Origin of the sequence: Komagataeibacter nataicola (assembly GCF_003207795.1) — a bacterium.
In the GTDB taxonomy this organism is placed as follows: Bacteria; Pseudomonadota; Alphaproteobacteria; order Acetobacterales; family Acetobacteraceae; genus Komagataeibacter; species Komagataeibacter nataicola.
This window is the reverse complement of record NZ_NIRT01000024.1, coordinates 20,961-44,813: the sequence shown is the minus strand read 5'-3', so window position 1 is coordinate 44,813 and position 23,853 is coordinate 20,961. Positions and strand designations below refer to the sequence as shown.

Here is a 23,853-nt window from a genome sequence, read left to right as displayed (position 1 = left end):
GACGGTCGTGACCGAAGGCGTCGAGACCGAGCAGCAGCGCGACCTGCTGGAAAAACTGAACTGCGACGTGATGCAGGGCTACCTGTTCGCCAAGCCGCTCGCACCCGACGACTTCGAGAAGTGGATGCGCCACCACCACACGATCCGCCAGATGCTGCCTGCCGCGAAGACTGCCAAAAATGTTTCGCCAGAAAAGAAATCATCCTAAATTACCGATAGGTCAATTCAGGTTTTCCGATCCGTATCCGAGGTAACAGAATGTCAGCACCGCATGATAACAGGCTCCGTGCCCTTACACATGAAGATGCCGACTTCTGGGCGGATGTGGTGGATAATGTCCTTATTGTTGCAGTCACTGACCGCAAGGGCGTTATTACTTACGTCAATGACAAATTCTGCGAGATCAGCCAGTATTCCCGCGAGGAGCTTCTTGGCCATACCCACCGCATCCTGAACTCGGGCGAGCATGGGAAGGCCTTCTTCCGCGAGATGTACCAGACCCTGTTCGCAGGCCGCACCTGGTATGGCAACCTGTGCAACCGCGCCAAGGATGGCAGCCATTACTGGGTGGCCACCACCATCATGCCGCACCACAATGCGCAGGGCGAGATCACCGGTTTCGTGGCAAGCCGGTTTGAAATCACGGAACTGATGAACACCAAGGTCCGGCTCAAGAAACAGGCCGCGACCGATGTGCTGACCGGGCTGCTCAACCGTGGCGGCTTCAATGCCAGCCTTGTCACCGCACTCGAGAACGCCAAGCGCCCGCACCCCGAGCCGCAGGCGCTGGTCATGTTCGATCTTGACGGGTTCAAGCCCGTCAATGACATCCATGGCCACCATGCGGGCGATGAAGTGCTCAAGGTGATCGGGCAGCGCCTGATCGAACTGATCGGCCCCGATGACGCGATCAGCCGCCTTGGTGGCGATGAGTTCGCCATCATCCTGCGCCGCAGCCTCAAGCTCATGCCGCTCGAGACCATTCTGACCAAGGTGCAGAACCTGCTTGAGGAGCCGATCATGCTCGATAGCGCCACGGTGCGCATATCCGGCAGCATCGGGGCCACGCCGATCACGGCAGCGGACACGCTCGAGGGCCTGCAGAAAAACGCCGATGTGGCGGTCTATGCCGCCAAGCAGTCGGGCGGCAAGCAGGCGCGCATGTTCACACCCAGCCTGCACAAGACCACGATGGAACGGGCCAAGATCCTGACCGAGGCCCGCAAGGGCGTGGAACTCAGGCAGTTCGAGGTTTACTACCAGCCCATACTGAACGCACGCACGGGCCGCATCGAGCAGGCGGAAGCACTGATGCGCTGGCACCACCCGGACCGGGGCCTGCTCTCCGCCGGGGCGTTTACCGATGTATTTGCCGACTCGGCCCTGGCCCAGATCATGGAGACGCACCTTGTGCAGTCCTTCCATGACGATATCCAGAAATGGAAGGAAGCAGGCCTGCCCAGCCTGCGGCTGGCGGTCAACCTGTCGCATCTGGACCTGCTCAACCTCGAGCAGCAGATCGATCTGTTCAGCGAGATCCGTGAACTCAACCTTGAACCGTCCACCTTCATGCTGGAAGTGACCGAGCAGATGCTGCAGGGGCGGCGGGCAGAAAAAAGCCGCCTGCGCCTGCGCGCCCTGGCGGAAGACGGGTTTGGCCTGGCCATGGACAATTTCGGTTACGGTACAGTGCGCCTGTCCACCCTGCGCGAACTGCCGCTGCAGTCGCTCAAGCTTGACCGCTGCCTCGTGCGTGACATCGCCACCGACGCGGAAGCCCGCAACCTGCTTGCCGCCCTCATCAAGCTCGGCCATGGCTACAACCTGGCCGTAACGGTGGAAGGCGTGGAAACACAGGAGGAATTCGACACCGTGCGTGCGCTGGGCGTGGATTACGTGCAGGGCTTCTTCATCTCACGCGCGGTTTCCGCAACAGAACTGATCCGCATCACCCAGCGCGATGCCTGGAACCCTGTAAAGACGCCCACGGCCTGAGAGGGCGTGGGCCGACTTTTTCAGAAAGACGGCGGACTTGTGAAGCTTTTTGAAAACAGCTTCACCACAAACTTCTTTTGTCATTCATAAAAAAACCCACCCGGCAGCTCTGTTGCCGGGTGGGTTTTGTGTTGTTGCGCCGGGTCAGATATGGATGGCGCGCTTGTCCACATCGAGGGCTGCTTCCTTCACCGCCTCGCTCAACGTGGGGTGGGCGTGGCAGGTGCGGGCAATATCTTCCGACGAGGCGCCAAACTCGATCGCCATGGTGCATTCGGCAATCAGTTCGCCCGCCATCGGGCCGATAATGTGCACGCCGAGCACCTGGTCGGTGGTGGCATCGGCCAGAACCTTCACAAACCCGTCGGTCATGCCGATGGCGCGCGCGCGGCCATTGGCGGTGAAGGGGAATTTGCCAACCTTGTAGGCAACGCCCTCTTCCTTCAGGTTTTCTTCGGTCTTGCCCACGGTCGCCACTTCCGGCCACGTATAGACCACGGCCGGGATCGCGCCATAATTTACATGGCCTGCCTGGCCTGCCAGCAGCTCGGCTATGGCAACGCCTTCTTCCTCGGCCTTGTGGGCCAGCATGGGGCCAGCGATCACATCGCCAATGGCGTAGATGCCGGGCACGCTGGTGGCGTAATGCGCATCAGTCACGATGCGGCCACGCCTGTCGAGCTCAATGCCGGCTTCCTCCAGCCCAAAGCCCTTGCTGGCTGCCGTGCGGCCAATGGCCAGCAGTACCACATCGGCTTCCAGCGTCTCGGCCGTGCCACCCTTGGCGGGTTCCACGCTCAGGGTCACGCCCTTGGGGCTTTTCTCGGCCTTGGTCACCTTGTGGCCGAGCTTCATCTTGAGGCCCTGCCTGGTCAGGATGCGCTGGAAGGTCTTGGCCACTTCGTTATCGGTGCCGGGAACCAGACGGTCGAGATATTCGATCACCGTCACATCCGCGCCGAGGCGGTGCCACACGCTGCCCAGCTCAAGGCCGATCACGCCACCGCCAATCACCACCATCTTCTTGGGAACGGCGGAAAGCTCAAGCGCGCCGGTGGAGGTGACGATCTGCTTTTCATCCACGTCCACGCCCGGCAGGCCCGCGCTGTCGCTGCCGCTGGCAATGACGATGTGCTTTGCCGTAACCGGCTTGCCATCAACCGTGATGCGCCCCGTACCCTCGATCCTGCCGGTGCCCTTGAGCCAGGTGACCTTGTTCTTCTTGAACAGGAACTCCACGCCCTTCACGTTCGCATCGACCACGGACTGCTTGCGCGCCATCATCTTCGCCAGATCCAGCTTCACGCTGTCGATGATGATGCCCATCTCGCCATATTCATCCTTGGCGGCATGGAAGTTCTCTGACTGCTGCAACAGCGCCTTGGACGGAATACAGCCCACATTGAGGCAGGTGCCCCCAAGGGTCGCGCGCTTTTCCACGCATGCCACCCTGAAGCCAAGCTGGGCTGCGCGAATGGCGCACACGTAACCGCCAGGGCCCGCGCCGATCACGATCACGTCGTAATCCGTCTCGCTTGGCGCCTCGGCCGCGGGGCTGGACGCGGGGGCCGCCGGAGCGGACGCGGCAGGGGCAGCCGCCTGCGCGGGCTGGGCTGCGGGGGCCGGAGCCGCCTTGGCGCCGCCAGCACCCGGCGTAAGGGTGGTCAGCACTGTGCCGACCTCGACCTCATCACCTTCCTTGACGGCATGGGCACCGAGCACGCCCGCCTGCGGGGCGGGTACTTCCACGCTGACCTTGTCGGTTTCCAGCTCGGCGATCGGGTCATCGGCATTGACCGCATCACCGGGCTGTTTCAGCCATTTGGCGACCGTGGCCGTGGTCACGCTCTCGCCCAGCGTGGGCACCTTGATATCGATTGTCATGTCTTGTCAGTCCTGCTTGCTATGCGGTTGCGCGTAGGGGCCGCGACACAGGCGCGGCCCCGGCAGGCATCAGACCTGCAGCAGCAGACGGCGCGGATCTTCCACGTTCTGCTTGACGCGCACAAGGAAGCTGACCGCCTCCTTGCCATCCACGATCCGGTGGTCGTAGGTCAGCGCGATATACATCATCGGGCGGATCACCACCTGCCCGTTCACCGCCATCGGGCGCTCCTGGATGGCATGCATGCCAAGGATGGCCGACTGTGGCGCGTTGATGATGGGCGTGGACATGAGCGAGCCATAGATGCCGCCATTGGTGATCGAGAACGTGCCACCCGACAGCTCATCGATCTTGAGCGTGCCTTCGCGCGCCTTCTTGCCAAAGCCTGCGATCGCGCTCTCGATCTGGGCGAAGCCCATCTTGTCGGCATCGCGGATCACGGGCACGACCAGCCCGTTGGGGCCGCCCACGGCAATGCCGAGGTTGACGAACTCGCGGTAGATCACGTCATCGCCGTCGATCTCGGCGTTGATGGCCGGGAATTCCTGCAGCGCTGCAATGACCGCGCGGCTGAAGATGGACATGAAGCCCAGCTTCACGCCGTTATGCTTCTTGATGAACAGTTCCTTGTATTCGGCGCGCATCTGCATCACCGCCGACATGTCCACCTCATTGAAGGTGGTGAGCAGGGCTGCGGTGTTCTGCGCATCCTTCAGGCGGCGGGCGATGGTACGGCGCAGGCGCGTCATCTTCACGCGCTCTTCACGCGGGTCGTCCTGACGCGGCGGGCGCGGGGCGGCAGCGGGGGCAGCCGCGCGCGGCTGCGCGAGGAAGCTCTGCACGTCACCTTTGGTGATGCGCCCGTCCTTGCCCGTGCCGGTGCCGACCTGGGCGGGCGTTATACCCTGCTCGGCCATGGCCTTGCGCGCGGCGGGGAAAGCCACGTTGGCCGCACCCTGAGCCGCGACATCGGACGGCGGCGTGGCGGGGCGCGCCACCGGGCCCGGGGTTGCGGGCTGGGCCTGCACGCCACCAGGGGCGGCTTCTTTCTTTGGCGCGGGAGTGGCAGCGGCCTTGGGGGCGGCGCCACTACCGGCCTCGATGGTGGAGAGCACGGTGCCCACTTCCACTTCAGCGCCTTCGGGCACCAGCAGCGGGCCAAGCACGCCAGCCTGCGGGGCGGGCACTTCCACGCTGACCTTGTCGGTTTCCAGTTCCACCAACGGGTCATCCTCGTTCACGGCGTCACCCGGCTGCTTGAGCCACTTGGCGATGGTTGCCGTGGTTACGCTTTCACCCAGTGTCGGTACCTTGATCTCGGCGGACATTTCCTGTTTCCCAATCCCTTGGCCGCCCCTGCCCCAACCAGGCTGCGGGGCGGCCCCATTCGTTATTTGGGGGTACGACCGGCAGGCCGCCCCCGTGTTGTTATGTTCTACCCGGTCCGTATCAGGCGCTGACGCCCAGCGCCTTGTTCACCAGCGCCGCCTGCTCGGCAACATGCACCTTGGCAAGGCCCGTGGCCGGGCTGGCCGCCGCAACCCGCCCCACAAAGGTCGGGCGCGTGCTCTTGTGGCCAATATCGGTCAGCACGCCCTCGATCAGGCGATCGACAAAGGTCCAGCCGCCCATGTTCTCGGGTTCTTCCTGGCACCAGATCACCTTGGCCTGCCTGTAGCGGGCCAGTTCCTCGCCCAGCATCTTGCCGGGGAAGGGATAGAACTGCTCGAGGCGCAGGATTGCGACGTTATCGAGCTTGCGCTCACGGCGTTCGGCCAGCAGGTCGTAATAGACCTTGCCCGAGCAGATCACCACCCGGTCCACCTTGTCAGGCGCTGCGATCGGGTCGATCTCGCCAATGACCGGCAGGAAGCGCGTGCCCGGCCCGAAATCCTTGAGTTCCGACACCGCCAGCTTATGGCGCAGCAGGGACTTCGGCGTCATGATGATCAGCGGCTTGCGGTAGTCGAGGAACAACTGGCGGCGCAGCGCGTGGAAGTAGTTGGCGGGCGTGGTGATGTTGCACACCCGCATGTTATTCTCGGCGCAAAGCTGCAGGTAGCGCTCGAGGCGGGCGGAGGAATGCTCCGGCCCCTGCCCCTCATAGCCATGCGGCAGCAGCATCACGAGGCCCGACATGCGCAGCCACTTGGTCTCGCCCGAGGCGATGAACTGGTCGATGATGACCTGCGCGCCGTTGGCGAAGTCACCGAACTGCGCCTCCCACAGCACCAGCGCATTGGGGTCGGCCAGCGAGTAGCCGTATTCAAAGCCCAGCACGCCGAATTCGGACAGCAGCGAGTTGTAGATCTCGATGGCCGCCTGGTCCTTGGCGATGTTGTTGAGCGGCACGTAGGTGTTCTGGTTCACCTGATCGATCAGCACCGCATGGCGCTGGCTGAAGGTGCCGCGCTGGCAGTCCTCGCCCGACAGGCGGACATGGTGCTTGTCAAGCAGCAGCGTGCCGAAGCCCAGCGCCTCGCCCGTGGCCCAGTCGATGCCCGCGCCGGTCTCGAACATCTTCGCCTTGGCCTTGAGCTGGCGGATGATCTTGGGGTTGGCGTTGAAGTCATCGGGCACATGAGCCAGCGATGCGCCGACTTCCTTCAGCCGGTCGATGGAAACACCGGTTTCGGGCGCGGGCAGGGTCGTGTCGACTGGCGGCGGCTTGAGGCCTTTCCACGCGCCTTCCAGCCAGTCGGCCTTGTTGGGCTTGTAGCCCTGGGCGGCCTGATAGGCCTGCTCGAGCTTGTTGTGGAAACCATCCCACTCGGCGGTCACTTCAGCTTCGGTCACCACGCCTTCGCGCACGAGGCGATCGGAATACAGCGTGCGGATGGTAGGCCGCGCCGCGATGGCCTTGTACATGGTGGGCTGGGTGAAGGACGGCTCATCGGACTCGTTATGGCCGTGGCGGCGGTAGCCCACGATGTCGAGCACCACGTCGGACGCGAACTTCTGGCGGAACTCGGCGGCAAGGCGCGAACAGTAGATCACCGCCTCCGGCTCGTCGCCATTGACGTGCAGGATCGGGGCCTGCACCGCCTTGGCCACGTCCGTGCAGTACAGGCCCGAGAAGGAATGGACCGATACGGTGGTGAACCCGATCTGGTTATTGACCACGACGTGGATCGTGCCGCCTGTGCGGTAGCCGATGAGCTGCGACATGGCCAGCGTTTCATACACGATGCCCTGCCCCGCGAATGCGGCGTCACCATGCAGCAGCACGCCCATGTGGCGGCCGCGCTGGTGGGGGTCGTCATCATCCTGCGTCGCGCGCACCTTGCCGATCACGACCGGGTCCACCGCCTCAAGATGCGAGGGGTTGGGCTGGAGCGAGATATGCACGGGCGTACCGCCAATCTCGACATCGGTGGAGGTGCCGAGATGGTATTTCACATCGCCCGAGCCCTGCACGTCGTCCGGCTTGAAGGACACGCCGGCGAATTCACTGAAGATGGCCGTATAGGGCTTGCGCACGATGTTGACGAGCGTGTTCAGACGCCCGCGATGCGGCATGCCGATGGCCACCGAGCGCACGCCGCCTGCGGCCGCCTGGTCGATGATGGCGTGCAGCGCGGGGATGGTCACGTCCTCGCCCTCAAGGCCGAAGCGCTTGGTGCCGACATAGCGCTTCTGGCAGAAGGACTCGAAACCCTCCGCCTCGGTCAGCTGCTGCAGGATAACCTTTTTCTGCTCCGGGCTTGCGCCCTTGCGCCAGTTGTCACCCTCAAGGCGCGCCTGCACCCACATGCGCTGCTCGGGGTCCTGGATGTGCATGAACTCGGCGCCGATCGGCCCGCAATAGACCGCGCGCAGGGCATCGAGCACCTGATTGATGGTGGCGGTGTCCGAGCCGATCAGGCTGGCGACGATGTGGCCAAGATAGATCGGGCGGTCGCAGTCCTTGGGGCCGAAGCCGTAGGTGGCGGGGTCGAGATCCGCATGGGGCTTGGGCACCTGCAGGCCGAGCGGATCGAGCCGCGCCTCAAGGTGGCCACGCACGCGGAAGGCGCGGATGAGCTGGGTCGCGCGCAGGCTGTCATCAGCCGCCGCCTTCAGGCTCTCCGCCGTAACGCCCGCCGCCTTGCCACCCGGCAGGGGGGCCGGTTCATCGCCAGTGATGATATGCGGGCGCGGCGCCCAGGAGGCCCCTTCCGCATCATGAACGATTTCGGTGCCTTCCTCATGCAGTTCCTGAAACAGGGAGGCAAAGGAAGGATCGACGCTGTTGGGATCGGCCACCCAGCGCGCATACAACTCGGCCAGATAGGCCGTATTGGCGCCGCTGAATGCGGTCGAAAGAATATCTACGCCCGCCATATTGAAGACATCTCCTCGCTGGCGGCCTTTGTGGCCGCGCTATTTCCGGATCCGGCCTGAAACGGCAGCCGGCCCGATTTGTATCGCTACCCTAGCCGCACCCTTGCCGGGATGCCGCCATCTTTCATCAGGATCAGGTCTGCTTGCCGCGCATACTGACATTTTCGTGCCTGACCCGTAATGGCGGGGCATGGCGCTGCAAAACATCGCTTTTCGCGGCACGGATCCCGGCTGATGCGAACTTGCCCATACCCAAGCAAAGACCGCACGGCTTGCCTACCGCCCCGGCAGTCACACCACCGCCATAACCGTCACGATGGCGTGACCCTTCTGCCGTTTGCGTCCATCATGCGTTGAGGTGCGGCAGCTGCATATAGGCCGCGCTCTGCATCTCCTCGAGCCGCGAGGCCGTGCGCTCGAACGCGGTCGCCCCCTGCCCCCTGGCATAGATGGCATCGGGCTGGTCCTCGGCCGAGGCGAACAGCTTGACGTTCTGTTCGTACAGCGTGTCGATCAGCACGATAAACCGGCGGGCCTCGTCAAAATTATCCGGCCCCATGCGCGGCACGCCATCGAGCACGAGGTTGGGGAAGCGCGTGGCCAGTGCCAGGTAATCACCCGCGCCGAGCGGCCTGCCGCACAGCTCGGCAAAGCTGAACCGCGCCACCGGGCCTGCCGCGCGCGCCACCTTCAGCGGGCGCCCCATGATGTCGAGGGTTACGGGCACCACCGGCGCGCCACCGGCCAGTCTGGCAAAGATCGAGTCGAGCTGCCTTGTCGCCGCCGCATCGACGGGGATGATCCATGTCTGCATGCCCGGCGCGTTGCCCCGGCGGTAATCACGCGGGGAATCGAGGATGACGGTATCAACCTCCTTGAGGATCGCGGCGATGAACGGCTTGAACGCATCCGCGCCGGGGCGGTTCTGAAACAGGTCCTCGGGCTTTGTGTTGGATGTGGCCACCACCACCACGCCATCGGCGAACAGGTAATCGAACAGGCGGCCAAGGATCATGGCGTCCGCGATGTCATTGACCTGGAATTCATCAAAGCACAGCAGCCACGCCTCCTGTGCGATCTGGCGGGCAAGCGGGGGGATGGGATCGGACAGGTCGGGATCCGCTTCCTTCATGTCATGCAGGCGCTGGTGCACATCCTGCATGAAGCGGTGGAAATGCACCCGGCGCTTGTGCTCGACCGGGGCGAGGCTGAAGAACAGGTCCATCAGCATGGTTTTTCCACGCCCCACCTGCCCCACCATGTACACGCCGCGCGGCCGGGGCTGCCCCTGCGCCGCCCGGCCCGCAAGGCCAAGCCGCGCCTTCAGCCCGCCAAGCCAGCCACTGGCGGGTGGCGCGGACTGGACCACCGGGTGGTAGTCGCGCAGTTCGCGCCAGAGCTGGTCGAGCCTGCGGGCGGCTTTTTCCTGCTCGGGGTCGCGATCAAGACGGCCTGAAGCCACGCGGGCCTCATAGGCGGCGAAGGGGCCGGTGCCTGCGGGCTGCGCCGCAGCGGACAGGCGGGCGGGGGCGATATCCGTATTCATGATATTTTGGCGATAGTCCGTTAAAAAAGCCCCAGCAAGGCCCCGATCTCGCCAAACTGTGTCATGACAGGGGTTCTCTCCATCTGGTGAACTCAAACCCCATCAGATGGAGGTTTTGTGATGACTGACTGGAACGCCTACCGCGCCCATCTGGGCGAGTCCATCGGCGCGTTTGCCACCCTCTCGCCCGGCACGCTCAAGGGACTCCAGACCCTCGATCGCGCAGGGGCCGAAACCGGCCACCTCGATGCCAAGACCCGCGAACTCATCGCCCTGGCCGTGGCCGTGACCACACGGTGCGACGGGTGCATCTCCGTGCATTCCACCGCGGCGGTAAAGGCCGGGGCCACCAAAGCGGAAATTGCCGAGGCGCTGGGCGTTGCCGTGGCGCTGAACGCGGGGGCCGCCGTGGTCTATTCCAGCCGCGTGCTCGATGCGGTGGATACGGTCAAACCCTGATCTGCCCGATCACTTGCGGGTGAAGGCAACTGGCCCTAATCTGGCGCGTATTGGTTTTCTGGCCCGATGACAGGGCCGCTTTCACCCGCGTGCTTGCAGAGATGGCATGATCCAACCCGTCACCCCCGACTATGCAGCACTTGAGGCGACGCCGGTCGCAACCGCACCCTTCGCCCATGTGGTGGTGCCGCATTTCATCACGCCCCCCGACCTGCGCGCGCTGGCCACGAGCCTGCCCGCCATCCGCTCGGGCGGATCGTTCCCGCCTGCGGCGCTCAGCCTCTCGCCGCTCATGGCAGGGCTGGTGGCGGAGCTGGAGGGGCCGCGCCTGCGCGCGCTCATTGCCGCCAAATTCGACCTCGACCTTGATGCCGCCCCCACCATGCTGACCCTGCGCGGGCGCACACGGGCGAAGGACGGGCGCATCCATCGCGATTCCGACAGCAAGCGCGTGACCGTGCTGCTGTACCTCAACCCGGCCGACGAGGCCGCCTGGGCCCGGCATGAAGGCTGCCTGCGCCTCTTGCGCAACGGGCATGACCTTGAGGATTTCGCCGCCGAGATCCCGCCCGTCAACGGCACGCTGCTCATCTTTCCCAACGGGCCGGACACATGGCATGGGCACCGGCAGTATGTCGGCCCGCGCCATACCATCCAGCTCAATTACATGACCAATGACACCCGCGCGCGCAACGAACTGCGCCGTCACCGGTTATCCGCCCTGACCAAGCGGCTGCCCTGGGTGGCCTGAACCCAGCCCGGGCCATTGTTTCGCCACGCGCGGCGCCTATCATGCCCGCGTTCTTCGCCTTCACGACACGCCGAGGTACTCAAAGCCCATGAAGCTGCGTAAACTCACTGCTTCCCTCCTGTCAGCCAGCTTCGCCCTTGGGCTGCTGGCCACCGCTGTGCCTGCGGCCCACGCACAGCCCTGGCATGGTGGCCCGCGCGGTCCCGGCCCCGGCTGGCATGGCGGCCCGCCCCGTGGCGGGTGGCATGGTGGTGGCTACCGCCGTGGTGGCGGTGGCGCGGGGCTGGCCGTAGGCAGCGGCATTGCGGGCCTTGCGGTTGGCGCCATGCTGGGCAGCGCCCTGGCCGAACGGGGCGCAGCGCCCCCGCCGCCCGCCTATTACCCCGCACCGCCGCCACCGCCGCCACCCCCGGCCTACTACCCGTATGGCGGCGGTTACTGACCGCCTGACATCCCACGCACCCGATCTCTCCCGCGAAGGAAAATACACAACATGATGTTCCGCCGGTTCCTCCCCGCCGCCGCCCTCCTGATGCTGCCCGCCATGGCCCTGGCCGCCGACCCGCAGCCTGCGGCCCCCACGGCCCCCGCAGCGCAGGGCACGCCCAACTCCACCGCCTCGCTCGCCCACACCCCGCATGACCCTGCCCCCGACGAGGTCGAGGCCCACATCAAGGCCCTGCATGACGAGCTGGGCATTACCAAAAAGCAGGAAGCGCTCTGGACGCCGTTCGCGCAGGACATGATGGACAACGCCCAGCGCCTGCATGACGCCATCGAGGCCCGCCGCGAGAAGCTGCCCAAGATGAACGCGGTGGAAAACATGCAGTCCTATGCCGACCTCGTGGCCGAGCGCGCGCATGACATGCAGACGCTCAACAGCGCGTTTGCACCGCTTTATGACAGCTTCTCCAAAAAGCAGCGTAAGCATGCCGATACCCTGTTCGTGCAGGGTGACAGCGCGCATGCCGAGAAGCAGCAGGAGCGTGCCGCCGCAGCGCAGGGAGCAACAGCCGCCGCCCCCGCCGCGCAGTAACCTCCTGCCCCACAGGCATGAAAAAGCCCGCGCCGTGATGGCGCGGGCTTTTTTTGTTCAGTGAAAAGTTTCTGGTGACGCTGTTTTCCAAAAGCTTCAGAAGAACGCCACCTTTTTAAAAAAAGGCGGCACCCGAAAACTTTTATGACTTCAGGCTTTATCCAGCGGGTACCAGGTCCGCCCGTCACGCGCGAGCAGTTCATCAGCGCTCCTCGGGCCGGTGGCGCCTGCCTCATATAGTTCGGGGCCAGTGCTGTCCTGCGCCCAGGCCTGCAATACGGGATCAACCGCCTTCCATGCCGCCTCGATATTGTCGGCGCGCTGGAACAGGGTCTCATCACCCATCAGGCAGTCATAGAGCAGGGTTTCGTAACCCACATTGGGTGATTTGGTGAACACGTCCTCGTAGCGGAAACGGGCCTGCACGTCGGTCAGGTCCATTTCCGGCCCCGGCTTTTTCGCACCAAGTTCCACCGTCAGCCCCTGCGCGGGCTGGATGTTGAGAATGATGCGGTTGGGCGGCAGGTTTTCGGTCTCGGTATCGCGGAACATCAGCATCGGCGGCTTGCGGAACTGCACCACCACCTCCGTGCGGCGGCCCCCCAGCCCCTTGCCGGTGCGCAGGTAGAACGGCACGCCCGCCCAGCGCCAGTTCTCCACATGCAGCTTGAGCGCCACATAGGTCTCGGTATTGCTGTGCGGGGCCACGCCGGGGCTTTCGCGGTAGCCCACCATGGGTTTGCCCTCCACGGTGCCTGCGGCGTACTGCCCGCGCACGGCATCGCGGGGGTCGATGGGGGTTACGGCCTCGAACAGCTGCTCCTTGGCGTTGCGCACGCTCTCGGCATCAAAGGTGTTGGGCGGCTCCATCGCCACCATGGCGAAAAGCTGGAACAGGTGATTGGGCACCATGTCGCGCAGCGCGCCGGTGGGTTCATAGAACGCGCCGCGCTGCTCCACGCCAATGGTCTCGGCGGCGGTGATCTCGATATGATCGACATATTCATTGCGCCATAGCGGCTCGAAGATCAGATTGCCGAATCGCATGGCGAGAATGTTCTGCACCGTCTCCTTGCCCAGGAAGTGGTCGATGCGGAACACCTGCGACTCGTCGAGCACCGAGAGCACGCGGCGATTAAGTTCTTTCGCGCTGGCAAGGTCGGAACCAAACGGCTTTTCAATCACCACCCGGCGGAAGGCACCATCCTTCTGCGCCACGACTCCGGCAGCCCCCAGCGTTTCCACCACGGTGGCGAAAAAGCGCGAAGGAATGGCGAGGTAGAAAATGGCGTTGGCGGGCAGTTTTTCACCGAGCGCGCGGATGGCCGCCACGTCACTGAAATCCGCCTTCACGTATTCCAGCCGCTGCGCCAGCCAGTCCCACTGCGCGGCATCGATGTGGGCGGGGTGGAACTCGGCATTGGGGTCATGGGTAAAGGACTGCATCATGTCATTCAGTCCGTCGCGCCATGCAGCGGTGGTGCTGTCCACCCGGTCCACCCCGATCACGCGGAAATCCGGGTGCAGCAGGCCGCTGCCCACCAGGTTGTACAGCGCGGGCACCAGCAGCCGCTTGGTCAGGTCGCCATGTGCGCCGAATATGACCAGCGTGCACGGTGGGGCGCGGTGCGCGCCTGCGGGGGTGACCGGGCGCCCTGCTGCGGGCGTTGCGGAAATATCAGTTGGTGAGGCCATGATCTCTCTAACCGTCCTTGCCTGCGCGGCCGTGGGGCAGGCCACAGAGGCCTCCCGCGCACGGGCGCGATGGGTCAAGCGTGCCTCGGGCACGCGGTACGCCACAAGGCCTATCACCGCATGGAAGCCGCCACCTTGACCTGCCCCCGATTCGATTCCCCCCGTTTGGGGCGGCACAGGCTGCTTGCACGTTGGCGGCACAGGCTCTAGGTGTGCCTACAGTGACGGAAAACAGCCGGTTCCGCGCGAATGGACCGGCATGACAGGACAGGAAAGACGATTATGGGTTACCGCGTTGCGGTGGTGGGCGCCACCGGTGCTGTGGGGCGCGAAATCCTCAAGACTCTGGCCGAGCGCCAGTTCCCTGTGGATGAGATCGTGGCCCTTGCCTCCGCCCGCTCGGCGGGCAAGGAAGTCTCGTTTGGCGACAAAAAAGTGCTCAAGGTCCAGAACCTCGAGACCTTCGACTTCACCGGCTGGGATGTCGCCCTCTTCTCCCCCGGCGGCGCGGTCTCGGCCGTGCATGCGCCGCGCGCGGCCAAGGCGGGCTGCATCGTGATCGACAACACATCCCACTTCCGCATGGAACCGGATGTGCCGCTCGTGGTGCCCGAGGTCAATCCCAACGATGTGAAGAAGGCGAAGCGCGGCATCATTGCCAACCCGAACTGCTCGACCATCCAGATGGTGGTGGCCCTCAAGCCGCTGCACGACCTGTTCACAATCAGGCGCGTGGTGGTGGCCACCTACCAGGCGGTTGCGGGCGCTGGCAAGAGCGGCATGGACGAGCTGTTCAACCAGGCGCGCGGCAGCCTTGTGGGCGACCCGCTCAAGGCCGAGCAGTTCACCAAGCAGATCGCGTTCAACTGCATCCCCCACATCGACCGCTTCATGGATGATGGCGCCACGAAGGAAGAGTGGAAGATGACGGTCGAGACCCGCAAGATCCTCGATCCCGACATCGCGGTTTTCGCCACCTGCGTGCGGGTGCCGGTGTTCATTGGCCATGCCGAGGCCATTACCGTGGAATTCGAGGAACCCGTTGATCTTGCACGCGCCCGCGAGGCCCTGCGCGAGGCACCGGGCGTGGTGCTGCACGACAAGCGCGAGGATGGCGGCTACGCCACCCCGCTCGAGATCGTGGGCGAGGATGCGACCTATGTCTCGCGCCTGCGCATCGACCCCACCGTGCCTAACGGACTCGGCTTCTGGTGCGTGGCTGACAACCTGCGCAAGGGCGCTGCCCTGAACGCCGTGCAGATTGCCGAAACCATGGTCGCCCTCGACCTGCTCGGGCACTGAAGAACAGGCCTGCGGTGGCGGCGCAACGCGGCTGTACCGCCACCGTGGCGGGGGCAGGGTCTCTCAACCTCGTGTTCCCCGCCTGCGTTGACCCCGCCCGCCGCGCGGCGTAGGACCGAATTCAGACAAGGCGACGGAACAAACCGAAGCCATAACAGGGAAATTGACGAGACGACCATGCAGGATGTCCGTGATGCGCTCTATGTAGGGCAGCGAAGCGACGGAACTCTGACCAGGCGGCCTATGTCCCCACACCTCCAGGTCTACCGCTTCCGTCTTTCCATGTTCCTTTCAATCGCGAACCGCGCTGCCGGTGTCGCCGCCGCAGGCGGTTCGGCACTTGGCCTGTGCTGGATCAGCGCGGCGGCAAAGGGACCCAAATCTTTCAGCAAGGTCCAGAAAGTGACCGGCAACCCGCTTGGCCAGATGCTGATGGCAGGCTGGGCGCTGGCTCTGGTCTACCACTTCGTGGCGGGGCTGCGCCATCTGGCGTGGGATAGCGGCTATCGCTTCTCCAAAAAGGAAATCAACGAGGATGGGCCGGTCGCCGTGGGTGTCACGGTCGGCACCACGCTGGCACTCGTCGCCGGTATCGTTGGCGTTGCGATCTGTCGCTCCCGCAAGAAGGCATCCTGACCATGAGCAATCCAAAGAAGCCACATGTCACGGTCATGCGCTCGCAGCTTTCACGCGCGCGGGGCCTGGGTTCGGGACAGGCCGGCGTCGGCCACTGGTGGGCCGAGCGCGCATCGGCGGTGGCCCTCGTGCCGCTGTCGGGCTGGTTCGTGATCCAGGTGTTCCGCCTTGCGGGCGCATCACAGCCGGAAGTGGCGAAGTGGGGCGCACGCCCCTTCAACACCACCATGATGCTGTCGCTGGTGATCCTGACCTTCTACCACACCCAGCTTGGGCTGCAGGTCATCATTGATGACTACGTGCACGGCAAGGCGCACCTGCCTGCCGGCCTGCTGATGAAGGGGATCGTCTTCCTTCTGGGTCTGTTCGGCGCGGTTTCCGTACTGAAGCTGGCGCTGGCCGGCAGCAGCCGGAGCACGATCGCCGCGGGCTGAAGCCCGCGCAATCGCCTGAGCAGAACATGACATTCGCGGACCGGCGGGCCGCACCTGCGGCCGGCCGTCCGAACGAGCATCGGGACACGTCCAAGAAATGAACGCGACCACTTCACCACTCACCGGCTCCTACAGGATCGTTGACCACGCATATGACGTGGTTGTCGTAGGTGCTGGTGGCTCCGGCCTGAGGGCCACGCTGGGCATGGGGGCCGCTGGCCTCAAGACCGCCTGCGTGACCAAGGTTTTCCCCACACGCAGCCACACCGTTGCAGCCCAGGGCGGCATTGGTGCATCGCTTGGCAACATGGCCGAGGATAACTGGCGCTGGCACATGTACGACACCGTAAAGGGGTCGGACTGGCTGGGCGATCAGGACGCCATCGAATACATGTGCCGCGAAGCGGTGCCCGCCGTGCAGGAACTCGAGCACATGGGCGTGCCGTTTTCACGCACGGAAGATGGCAAGATCTACCAGCGCCCCTTTGGTGGCCACATGCGCAACTATGGCGAGGCCCCTGTGCCCCGCGCCTGCGCCGCAGCCGACCGCACGGGCCATGCCATCCTGCACACGCTGTACCAGCAGTGCCTGAAGCATAACGTTGAATTCTTTGTCGAATACTTCGCCATCGACCTGATCATGGATGAAGAAGGCGCCTGCCGTGGCGTCATGGCCTGGTGCCTGGAAGATGGCACGCTGCACCGCTTCCGCGCGCAGAAGGTGGTGCTGGCCACCGGCGGCTATGGCCGCGCCTATCATTCCTGCACATCCGCCCACACCTGCACCGGTGATGGCGGCGGCATGGCCATCCGCGCGGGCATTCCCATGCAGGACATGGAGTTCGTGCAGTTCCACCCCACCGGCATCTTCCCCGCAGGCTGCCTGCTGACGGAAGGCTGCCGTGGCGAGGGTGGCTACCTCACCAACTCCAAGGGCGAGCGCTTCATGGAGCGTTATGCGCCCACCGCCAAGGATCTCGCCTCGCGCGATGTCGTCTCGCGCGCCATGACCATCGAGATCAACGAGGGGCGCGGCTGCGGGCCAGAGAAGAACTACATCATGCTCCACCTCGAGCATCTTGGCCCCGAGATCCTGCATGAGCGTCTGCCCGGCATTTCCGAGACCGCGCGCATCTTCGCAGGCATCGACGTGACCAAGGAGCCGGTGCCGGTCCTGCCCACGGTGCACTACAACATGGGTGGCATCCCCACCAACTACCATGGCGAGGTCATCCGCCCCACGGCCGATGATGTTGATGCGGTGGTGCCCGGCCTGATGGCCGTGGGCGAGGCCGCCTGCGTGTCCGTGCATGGCGCCAACCGCCTTGGCACCAACTCGCTGCTCGACCTTGTGGTGTTTGGCCGCGCCGCCGCCCAGCGCGCCGCCGCCACCATCAAGAGCGAGGAAGTGATCCGCCCGCTGCCCGAGGGTGCGGGTGACGCTGCGATCGCGCGCTTTGACAGGCTGCGCTACGCCAAGGGCAAGACCCATGTGGCCGATATGCGCTCCAAGCTGCAGCGCACCATGCAAAAGCACGCCGCCGTGTTCCGCAACACCGAAAGCCTGGCGCAAGGTGTGGAGAAGATAAAGGAAATCTGGTCGGAACTGCCCGACATCTCGATCAACGACCGCTCGCTGATCTGGAACAGTGACCTGATGGAAGCGCTCGAGTTCGAGAACCTGCTGGCCAATGCCACCGTGACCATGGCAGGCGCCGATGCCCGCCACGAAAGCCGCGGCGCGCAGGCGCATGACGATTACCCCGATCGTGATGACAAGAACTGGATGAAGCATACCGTCGCCCACATGACCGACGCGGGCGATGTCACGCTGAGCTACCGCCCCGTGCACATGAAAACGCTGACCGACGATGTGCAGGTCTTCCCCCCCAAGAAGCGCGTCTACTGACGTAACGGCGGAAAAGGAACGAGACGATGGTCGAATTCAGACTGCCAAAGAACAGCACGGTGGGCAAAGGCCGCATTTTCACGGCTGCTCCCGGCGCCTCCAATGTCAAGAACTTCCGGATCTATCGCTGGAGCCCGGATGATGACAGCAACCCCGTGGTCGATACCTACGAGATCGACCTCGACAAGATCGGCCCGATGGTGCTCGATGCGCTGATTCATATCAAGAACGATGTGGACTCGACGCTCACCTTCCGCCGATCGTGCCGCGAGGGCATCTGCGGGTCGTGTGCGATGAACATCGCAGGCGAGAACACGCTGGCCTGCCTCAAGCCGATCCGCGACATCGAGGGTGATATCGCGATCTACCCGCTGCCGCACATGCCGGTCATCAAGGATCTGGTGCCCGACCTTGATGGCGCGTATGCCCAGCTGCGCTCGATTGATCCGTGGCTGAAATCCGACACGGCGCCGCCGCCCGATTCCGAGCGCCGCCAGAGCATTGAGGAACGTGCCGAGCTTGATGGCATGTGGGAGTGCATCCTGTGCTTCTGCTGCTCCACCTCGTGCCCGTCCTACTGGTGGAATGGTGATCGCTACCTCGGCCCGGCAACGCTGCTGGCGGCCTATCGCTGGATTGCCGACAGCCGCGACGAGCATGCGGGCGACCGGCTTGATGCGCTGGAAGATCCGCTCAAGCTCTATGCCTGCCGCACGATCATGAACTGCACCCAGACCTGCCCCAAGGGCCTGAACCCCGCCAAGGCGATTGGCCGGATCAAGGAACTGCAGCTTGAACGCAAGGCGTAAGGACTTCTTCCTTCATTCCTGATTGACGCGGAAAGCGCTGGATGTGAAAAATCCAGCGCTTTTTTCGTCTCCACCCGTTTGAAAGGACAAGGCCGGTGTTTGAGGGAAACCTGTCCACCCCCGCTGGCCGAAGCCGCGCCTGGATCGACAGCCTGTTTGTTGACCACGCCATTTTGCGCCAGACCTGGACCAACTTCCGCACGGTCATTCCTGGCCGGGTCTATCGCTGCAACCACCCCACGCCGTGGCGGCTGCGGCTGGCCACGCGCCGACTGGGCCTGAAAACGCTGGTCAACCTGCGCGGGCACCGCAAATGCGGCTCCGATGCCCTCTCACGCGAGGCGGCGCATGCCCTTGGCCTGCGGCATATCGACATGGCGTTCGAGAGCCGCAATGCCCCCCACCGCGACCGTATCGAACGTTTCGAGCGGATTTACCGCGATATCCGCTTTCCCATGCTCATGCACTGCAAGTCGGGCGCTGACCGCACCGGGCTTGCCGCAGGGCTGGTCATCCTGTTCGAGGGCGGCACGGCGCAACAGGCGCTGCGCCAGCTTTCATGGAAGAATGGGCATTTCAATTCATCACGCACCGGCGTGCTTGATGCCTTCTTCCTGCGTTATCAGGCGGAAGCCGAAGGGCGCATCCCCTTCATGGACTGGGTGCGCACGGAATATGATGAAGACCGCCTGCGCCAAGACTTCCGCGCAGGCAAGATCGCATCCTTCATGACCGACCAGGTGCTGCGGCGGGAATGAAAGTGGGGCGCGCCAGTCGTTATAAAAAAGTTTTTGGTGAAGCTTTTTTATAACGCTTCAGAAGACGCCGCCTTTTTGAAAAAAAAGCGACACCCGGAAACGCTCTGATAATGACAGGCTTATGCCCCCATGGAGCGCACAAGGTCCAGCACGCGGCGGCGCGTGCCGCTATCCTCGATTCCGTAATAGGCGCGCACCAGGTCAATCGTCTCGCGGCGTGACAGCAGGGCGAGATCATCGACCGGCAACTCCGCCCTGGCGTCTTCCTTCAGGGCAGGAATCGGGGCCACGCAGGCCACAGGCTCAGCCATGCCCGCAGCTGCATCCGCTACGCCAGCACCCTGCTCCATGCCACGATCGGGCAGGCCCTCAAAAAAGAAGGCCACCGGCACGTCGAGCACGCAGGCAAGGTCATACAGACGCGACGCACCCACACGGTTGCGGCCGCGCTCGTATTTCTGCACCTGCTGGAATGTGAGGCCAAGGGCATTGCCCAACCGCTCCTGTGACATGCCAAGCAGGGTACGGCGCAGGCGGATACGGTTGCCAACATGCACATCCACCGGGTTGGACGCAGCAGACATTTTCCCGATCACAGTGATAGCCTTACCTTTCCTGTCTCATACGGCGCAAACCGCTGGAACGTGCAGATACCCATCAGATAATGGGCCGGGCATTAATCTTTTTTAAAGCAAGCCCGGGTACACTACATACGCTATTTCCTGCACTGTCTGCGCCCAAATGAGGCAGGCATGCATAAAACTTTCCCACTGCAACAGGCAGGGAAAAATTAGGAAAATATTCATGCATTTTTGATGCACGAATAAAAAATGGACTTATCCTAAAGAGGTATTCAAGAACCCTCTTTAAGACGCGGCCGCCGCCAGATTACGCCCGCAACCCCCGTCAGCAACACCAGCAGCAGGGGCACCAGACGGCCATAATGACCAAAAAACGTACAAGGCAGCGCATCGGGCAACGCATGGACCAGCACGCCCTGCCGGTCCCACCCCAGCCGGGCCAACTCGCGGCCACGCCCGTCAAAAATGGCTGAAATGCCGGTATTGGCGGCACGCGCCACCGGCAGGCCTTCCTCCACCGCACGGATGCGCACGGCGGCAAGGTGCTGGCGGGGGCCTGCGCTATTGCCATACCAGGCGTCATTCGTGCTGTTGAGCAGCCAGGTGGGGCGATCATGCGGATCAACCACCTGACCCGAGAAAATCACCTCGTAGCAGATCAGCGGCCCCACCGGGGCAACACCCGGCAGGTGCCAGGTCTGCACGCCGGGGCCGGGGGTCATCCCTTCCCCCGGCACGACATGAAAGGGCAGAAAGGCAGGCTGGTATTCACCAAACGGCACCAGATGCGCCTTGTCATAAGGGGTGGCGGGCTGGCCATCAGGCAGGAGCGCCACCATGCTGTTGCGCCAGTGCCTGTCCTCCAGCCAGCGCAGCGTGCCGATTACGCCCGCCGCAGCCCCCTGGCCTGCCCGCATGATCATGGGGCGCGCGATGTCATCTTCCAAAAGCAGGCCGGGAAAAGCCGATTCCGGCCACGCAAACACGACCGGCCGGCCATCCGCCTCATGCAGCCCCGCCTGCACGCCCGCATGCGTCAGTTCCAGATAGCGGCGGAACACCGCCACATCGGAATCGCGTGATATTTTCTCGGTCTCGGGCACGTTGCCCTGCACCAGCACCACCTCGGGGTTATGGCCATAGGTATCATGGATGCTGGCAACCCGCAGCGCGCCACAGGCCACCCATGCCGCCAGCGCGCCCGTGCAGGCCAGGCGCCCCGTGCGGCCATAAAGCGGCGCAAGCGAGAGCAGGCAGGTCAGCAGCGTCAGCCCATCCACCCCGATCCACGCGGCGGGCTGGAGCATGACATCCCCCGCAAGCCCCGGAAATGCCCACACGCTGCCCGGCGGATTCCACGGAAAACCGCTGAACACGTAAACCCGCGCCATGTCCGTCAACGTCCACAACGCCGCCAGCACCACCAGCCGCCCGGTGCCGCGCGGCACAAGCCGGCTCAACCCGGCCGAAAGCGCGCTGAGCGGCGCCAGAATGACCGCGCAGCCCGGCGAGGCCAGCGGCACCAGCCACCAGAAATCATCCGCCCGGAGCAGGATGGCGTACATGAGCCAGTAAAGGCCCACGGTGTACAGCCCCATGGCGAACATGAAGCCCCGCCGCGCGGCCTCTTTCCAGCTGGTCGCGTTATCAATGGCCAGCGCCAGCAGGCAGAAGGCCACCGGCAGCACCACGACCGCATGCACGGGGGGAAAGCCCAGTGCGTACAGCCCGCCCGCCAGTACCATGGCAAGGTCCGCGCGCCATCCATGCTGGCGCGACAGCCTCATATACAGATCAGAAAGGAACCTCATGCAGCGCAACGATCCGCGCCGTGGGAGAGGACGCGCCTAGTCCAGCGCGTCACGCAGGCGGCGCTCGTAATGGCGGTAGTATTTGTCAGCCAGCAGCTCGCTCTTGACGAGCACGGCCACGTCAATGGTGTTGAACTGCTCATCAATCACCGCGCCATCGCCCACATAACCCCCAAGCCGCAGATAACCCTTGATCAGGGGCGGCAGGCGCGCGAGCGAACGGCGATGGTCGAGGGTCTGCGGATCGGTGCGCAGCATTTCCACCCGGCGCTCCGGCACGGCGCTGATGCGCAGCGCGGGCGGGGCAAGGTGATTGTGGTACAGATAGGTCAGCTCATCAGACAGAGCATCGGGGTTGGTGCCGGGCAGGCTCGCGCAGCCGAACAGCACATCAATGCGGTGCAGGAAGATGTAGGAGGCAATGCCACGCCACAACAGCTGCATGGCCGCGCGACCGCGATAGTTCTGGTCCACGCAGGAGCGACCCACTTCAAGCAGCCGACCGGGAAACTCGGTCAGGCGCGAGATGTCATATTCGCCCGATGTATAGAATTTGCCCAGCTTCTTCGCAGCATCCCCCTGCATGAGCCTGTAGGTGCCCACAACGCCTTTCGCACCCGACGAGATGGCATGGTCGATCACCAGAAGGTGATCGGCGTATTCATCAAATTCGTCCACATCCCGCTTCAGCCGGGCGGTACGGGAATCGGGGCGCGCGCCCATTTCCTCATAGAAGACACGGTAGCGCAGCGCCTGGGCGGCATCGCGCTCCTCATCTGTCGCGGCGATCCTGACGCCAAGGTTCCCCCCGCGCAGCTCGGGAAAACCGTTGCGCTCAAGGTCCAGAGTGGAAAGGGACTGTATGGTTTTCTCGATACTCAAGGCCGTGACCTGCCCTTCTGCTCCGTTTGCGCCGTATGGTCCGTCTGTTCTTGTGCCACGTCGGGTCGCCTGCGCGCAAACAGTTCCAGCCGATGAGATACCAGCTCGAACCCCAGGGAAGCCGTGATCTGGCGCAGCAGTTCGGCATGGGCGGCATGGGTGAACTCAACGACCTGCCCGCTTTCAACATCGATCAGGTGATAGTGGTCGCCTTCCTCCGTCGCCTCGTACCGTGCGCGGCCGCCGCCAAAGTCACGGCGTTCCAGAATACCGTTTTCTTCCAGCAGGCGAACGGTACGATACACCGTGGCAACCGATATGCGCCCATCAAGCGCCGAGGCGCGGCGGTAGAGTTCCTCCACGTCCGGGTGGTCATGGGCCTCGGACAGCACGCGCGCGATGACACGGCGCTGGCCTGTCATTTTCAGGCCGCGCTCCATGCACATGCGCTCGATACGCGTCTGTAGTCCGTTACGATCTGTTGCCATACCTATGGACGTAGCCGATCCTGCCGATACCTGTCCATATGACCACCCGGCACGGGGATCAGTCCTCGCGTTTCGTGCCCAGCCCGATCTTGCGGGCCAGGGTGGAACGGTGGCTGGCATAGCTCGGCGCCACCATGGGGTAGTCATGCGGCAGGCCCCAGCGCTCGCGATATTCATCGGGCGTCATGTTATAGGCGGTCTTGAGGTGGCGTTTGAGCATCTTGAGCTTCTTCCCGTCCTCAAGGCAGACAATGTAGTCAGGGAAGACGGATTTCTTGAGCGGCACCGCCGGCACCGGCTTCTCGGGCACGGGCTCGACGCGACCGAGGGAGGCAACGGCCTCATAGACCCGGTGAATCAGATCGGGGAGAGTTTCCGCATCGATTTCATTCCGCGAGACATATGCCGAAACGATTTCGGCAGCGAGTTCGCGCACTTCAACTTCTGCCGCTGCATCAGCCATTAATCTGATCCTGTCACTCTGGAATAATGATGCATCCTATATAAATAATTCCAGAAGGATCGCAACCGGTCATAACAGAGGTCTCATGGT

General features: G+C 63.8%; 22 protein-coding genes. 12 read left to right on the top strand and 10 right to left on the bottom strand.

All coding sequences use genetic code 11. The features are described 5' to 3' along the window. Both CDI09_RS12485 and CDI09_RS12480 read left to right on the top strand, forming a co-directional pair. The coding region (locus tag CDI09_RS12485; RefSeq protein WP_146220879.1) for an EAL domain-containing protein at nucleotides 1-208 on the top strand (208 nt) is incomplete at its 5' end. Nucleotides 209-258: 50 nt separating this feature from the next. Next, nucleotides 259-1,995: a putative bifunctional diguanylate cyclase/phosphodiesterase gene (locus CDI09_RS12480; protein ID WP_078525767.1), complete on the top strand. Its 1,737-nt coding sequence runs from the start codon at nucleotides 259-261 to the stop codon at nucleotides 1,993-1,995. Nucleotides 1,996-2,139: 144 nt separating this feature from the next. Here the strand turns inward: CDI09_RS12480 and lpdA are convergent, their stop codons facing one another. The 4 genes from lpdA to zapE form a co-directional block, all read right to left on the bottom strand. Then, nucleotides 2,140-3,879: a dihydrolipoyl dehydrogenase gene (lpdA, locus tag CDI09_RS12475; RefSeq protein ID WP_078525766.1), complete on the bottom strand. Its 1,740-nt coding sequence runs from the start codon at nucleotides 3,877-3,879 to the stop codon at nucleotides 2,140-2,142. 69 nt (nucleotides 3,880-3,948) lie between these two features. Then, nucleotides 3,949-5,208, bottom strand: coding sequence for a 2-oxoglutarate dehydrogenase complex dihydrolipoyllysine-residue succinyltransferase (gene odhB / locus CDI09_RS12470; RefSeq protein ID WP_078525764.1), 1,260 nt, complete (start codon nucleotides 5,206-5,208; stop codon nucleotides 3,949-3,951). 121 nt (nucleotides 5,209-5,329) lie between these two features. Next, nucleotides 5,330-8,203: a 2-oxoglutarate dehydrogenase E1 component gene (locus CDI09_RS12465; protein WP_078525762.1), complete on the bottom strand. Its 2,874-nt coding sequence runs from the start codon at nucleotides 8,201-8,203 to the stop codon at nucleotides 5,330-5,332. Nucleotides 8,204-8,549: 346 nt separating this feature from the next. Continuing rightward, nucleotides 8,550-9,749: a cell division protein ZapE gene (gene zapE, locus CDI09_RS12460; protein ID WP_078525760.1), complete on the bottom strand. Its 1,200-nt coding sequence runs from the start codon at nucleotides 9,747-9,749 to the stop codon at nucleotides 8,550-8,552. 120 nt (nucleotides 9,750-9,869) lie between these two features. Here zapE and CDI09_RS12455 point away from each other — a divergent pair, with 120 nt between their 5' ends. The 4 genes from CDI09_RS12455 (at nucleotide 9,870) to CDI09_RS12440 (ending at nucleotide 11,995) form a co-directional block, all read left to right on the top strand. After that, complete coding sequence (locus CDI09_RS12455; protein WP_078525759.1) at nucleotides 9,870-10,208, top strand: carboxymuconolactone decarboxylase family protein; 339 nt, start codon at nucleotides 9,870-9,872, stop codon at nucleotides 10,206-10,208. Between the two features lie 106 nt (nucleotides 10,209-10,314). Further along, nucleotides 10,315-10,959, top strand: coding sequence for a 2OG-Fe(II) oxygenase (locus CDI09_RS12450; RefSeq protein WP_078525757.1), 645 nt, complete (start codon nucleotides 10,315-10,317; stop codon nucleotides 10,957-10,959). Nucleotides 10,960-11,047: 88 nt separating this feature from the next. Then, the gene (locus CDI09_RS12445; protein ID WP_110571344.1) at nucleotides 11,048-11,401 is read left to right on the top strand and encodes a hypothetical protein; all 354 of its coding nucleotides are present in this window, start codon (nucleotides 11,048-11,050) and stop codon (nucleotides 11,399-11,401) included. Nucleotides 11,402-11,452: 51 nt separating this feature from the next. Continuing rightward, on the top strand, nucleotides 11,453-11,995 hold the full coding sequence (locus tag CDI09_RS12440) for a Spy/CpxP family protein refolding chaperone (protein ID WP_078525756.1): 543 nt from the start codon (nucleotides 11,453-11,455) through the stop codon (nucleotides 11,993-11,995). A gap of 150 nt (nucleotides 11,996-12,145) precedes the next feature. On the opposite strand, the gene zwf is transcribed toward CDI09_RS12440, so the two are convergent. Beyond that, nucleotides 12,146-13,690, bottom strand: a complete 1,545-nt coding sequence (gene zwf, locus CDI09_RS12435) for a glucose-6-phosphate dehydrogenase (RefSeq protein ID WP_078525754.1) — start codon at nucleotides 13,688-13,690, stop codon at nucleotides 12,146-12,148. A gap of 282 nt (nucleotides 13,691-13,972) precedes the next feature. Here zwf and CDI09_RS12430 point away from each other — a divergent pair, with 282 nt between their 5' ends. The 6 genes from CDI09_RS12430 to CDI09_RS12405 all read left to right on the top strand — a co-directional run bounded on the left by CDI09_RS12430 (nucleotide 13,973) and on the right by CDI09_RS12405 (nucleotide 19,538). After that, entirely contained in the window at nucleotides 13,973-14,992 is a 1,020-nt protein-coding gene (locus CDI09_RS12430; protein WP_078525753.1) for an aspartate-semialdehyde dehydrogenase, read from the top strand. Between the two features lie 243 nt (nucleotides 14,993-15,235). Further along, nucleotides 15,236-15,628 carry a succinate dehydrogenase, cytochrome b556 subunit gene (sdhC, locus tag CDI09_RS12425; RefSeq protein WP_078525751.1) on the top strand — a complete coding sequence of 131 codons (393 nt, stop codon included), beginning with the start codon at nucleotides 15,236-15,238 and terminating at the stop codon, nucleotides 15,626-15,628. 2 nt (nucleotides 15,629-15,630) lie between these two features. Beyond that, a complete protein-coding gene (gene sdhD / locus CDI09_RS12420; protein WP_061274364.1) occupies nucleotides 15,631-16,062 on the top strand; it encodes a succinate dehydrogenase, hydrophobic membrane anchor protein in 432 nt (143 codons plus the stop codon). A gap of 97 nt (nucleotides 16,063-16,159) precedes the next feature. After that, nucleotides 16,160-17,971: a succinate dehydrogenase flavoprotein subunit gene (gene sdhA / locus CDI09_RS12415; protein ID WP_078525750.1), complete on the top strand. Its 1,812-nt coding sequence runs from the start codon at nucleotides 16,160-16,162 to the stop codon at nucleotides 17,969-17,971. Nucleotides 17,972-17,997: 26 nt separating this feature from the next. Further along, a complete protein-coding gene (locus CDI09_RS12410; protein ID WP_078525748.1) occupies nucleotides 17,998-18,780 on the top strand; it encodes a succinate dehydrogenase iron-sulfur subunit in 783 nt (260 codons plus the stop codon). 95 nt (nucleotides 18,781-18,875) lie between these two features. After that, entirely contained in the window at nucleotides 18,876-19,538 is a 663-nt protein-coding gene (locus CDI09_RS12405) for a tyrosine-protein phosphatase (protein WP_078525747.1), read from the top strand. A gap of 119 nt (nucleotides 19,539-19,657) precedes the next feature. On the opposite strand, the gene CDI09_RS12400 is transcribed toward CDI09_RS12405, so the two are convergent. From CDI09_RS12400 to CDI09_RS12380, 5 genes are all read right to left on the bottom strand, one after another. Continuing rightward, a complete protein-coding gene (locus tag CDI09_RS12400) occupies nucleotides 19,658-20,122 on the bottom strand; it encodes a helix-turn-helix domain-containing protein (protein WP_078525745.1) in 465 nt (154 codons plus the stop codon). Nucleotides 20,123-20,391: 269 nt separating this feature from the next. Next, nucleotides 20,392-21,930, bottom strand: a complete 1,539-nt coding sequence (gene lnt / locus CDI09_RS12395) for an apolipoprotein N-acyltransferase (protein WP_078525743.1) — start codon at nucleotides 21,928-21,930, stop codon at nucleotides 20,392-20,394. A gap of 36 nt (nucleotides 21,931-21,966) precedes the next feature. Next, a complete protein-coding gene (locus CDI09_RS12390) occupies nucleotides 21,967-22,812 on the bottom strand; it encodes a GNAT family N-acetyltransferase (protein WP_078525741.1) in 846 nt (281 codons plus the stop codon). Continuing rightward, nucleotides 22,809-23,300 (bottom strand): Fur family transcriptional regulator, encoded by a 492-nt coding sequence (locus tag CDI09_RS12385; protein WP_078525740.1) that lies wholly within the window; start codon nucleotides 23,298-23,300, stop codon nucleotides 22,809-22,811. Before CDI09_RS12385 ends, CDI09_RS12390 begins: the two co-directional genes overlap by 4 nt. Before the next feature lie 58 nt (nucleotides 23,301-23,358). After that, nucleotides 23,359-23,763 (bottom strand): MucR family transcriptional regulator, encoded by a 405-nt coding sequence (locus CDI09_RS12380; RefSeq protein WP_078525738.1) that lies wholly within the window; start codon nucleotides 23,761-23,763, stop codon nucleotides 23,359-23,361. Between the last annotated feature and the right edge of the window lie 90 nt (nucleotides 23,764-23,853).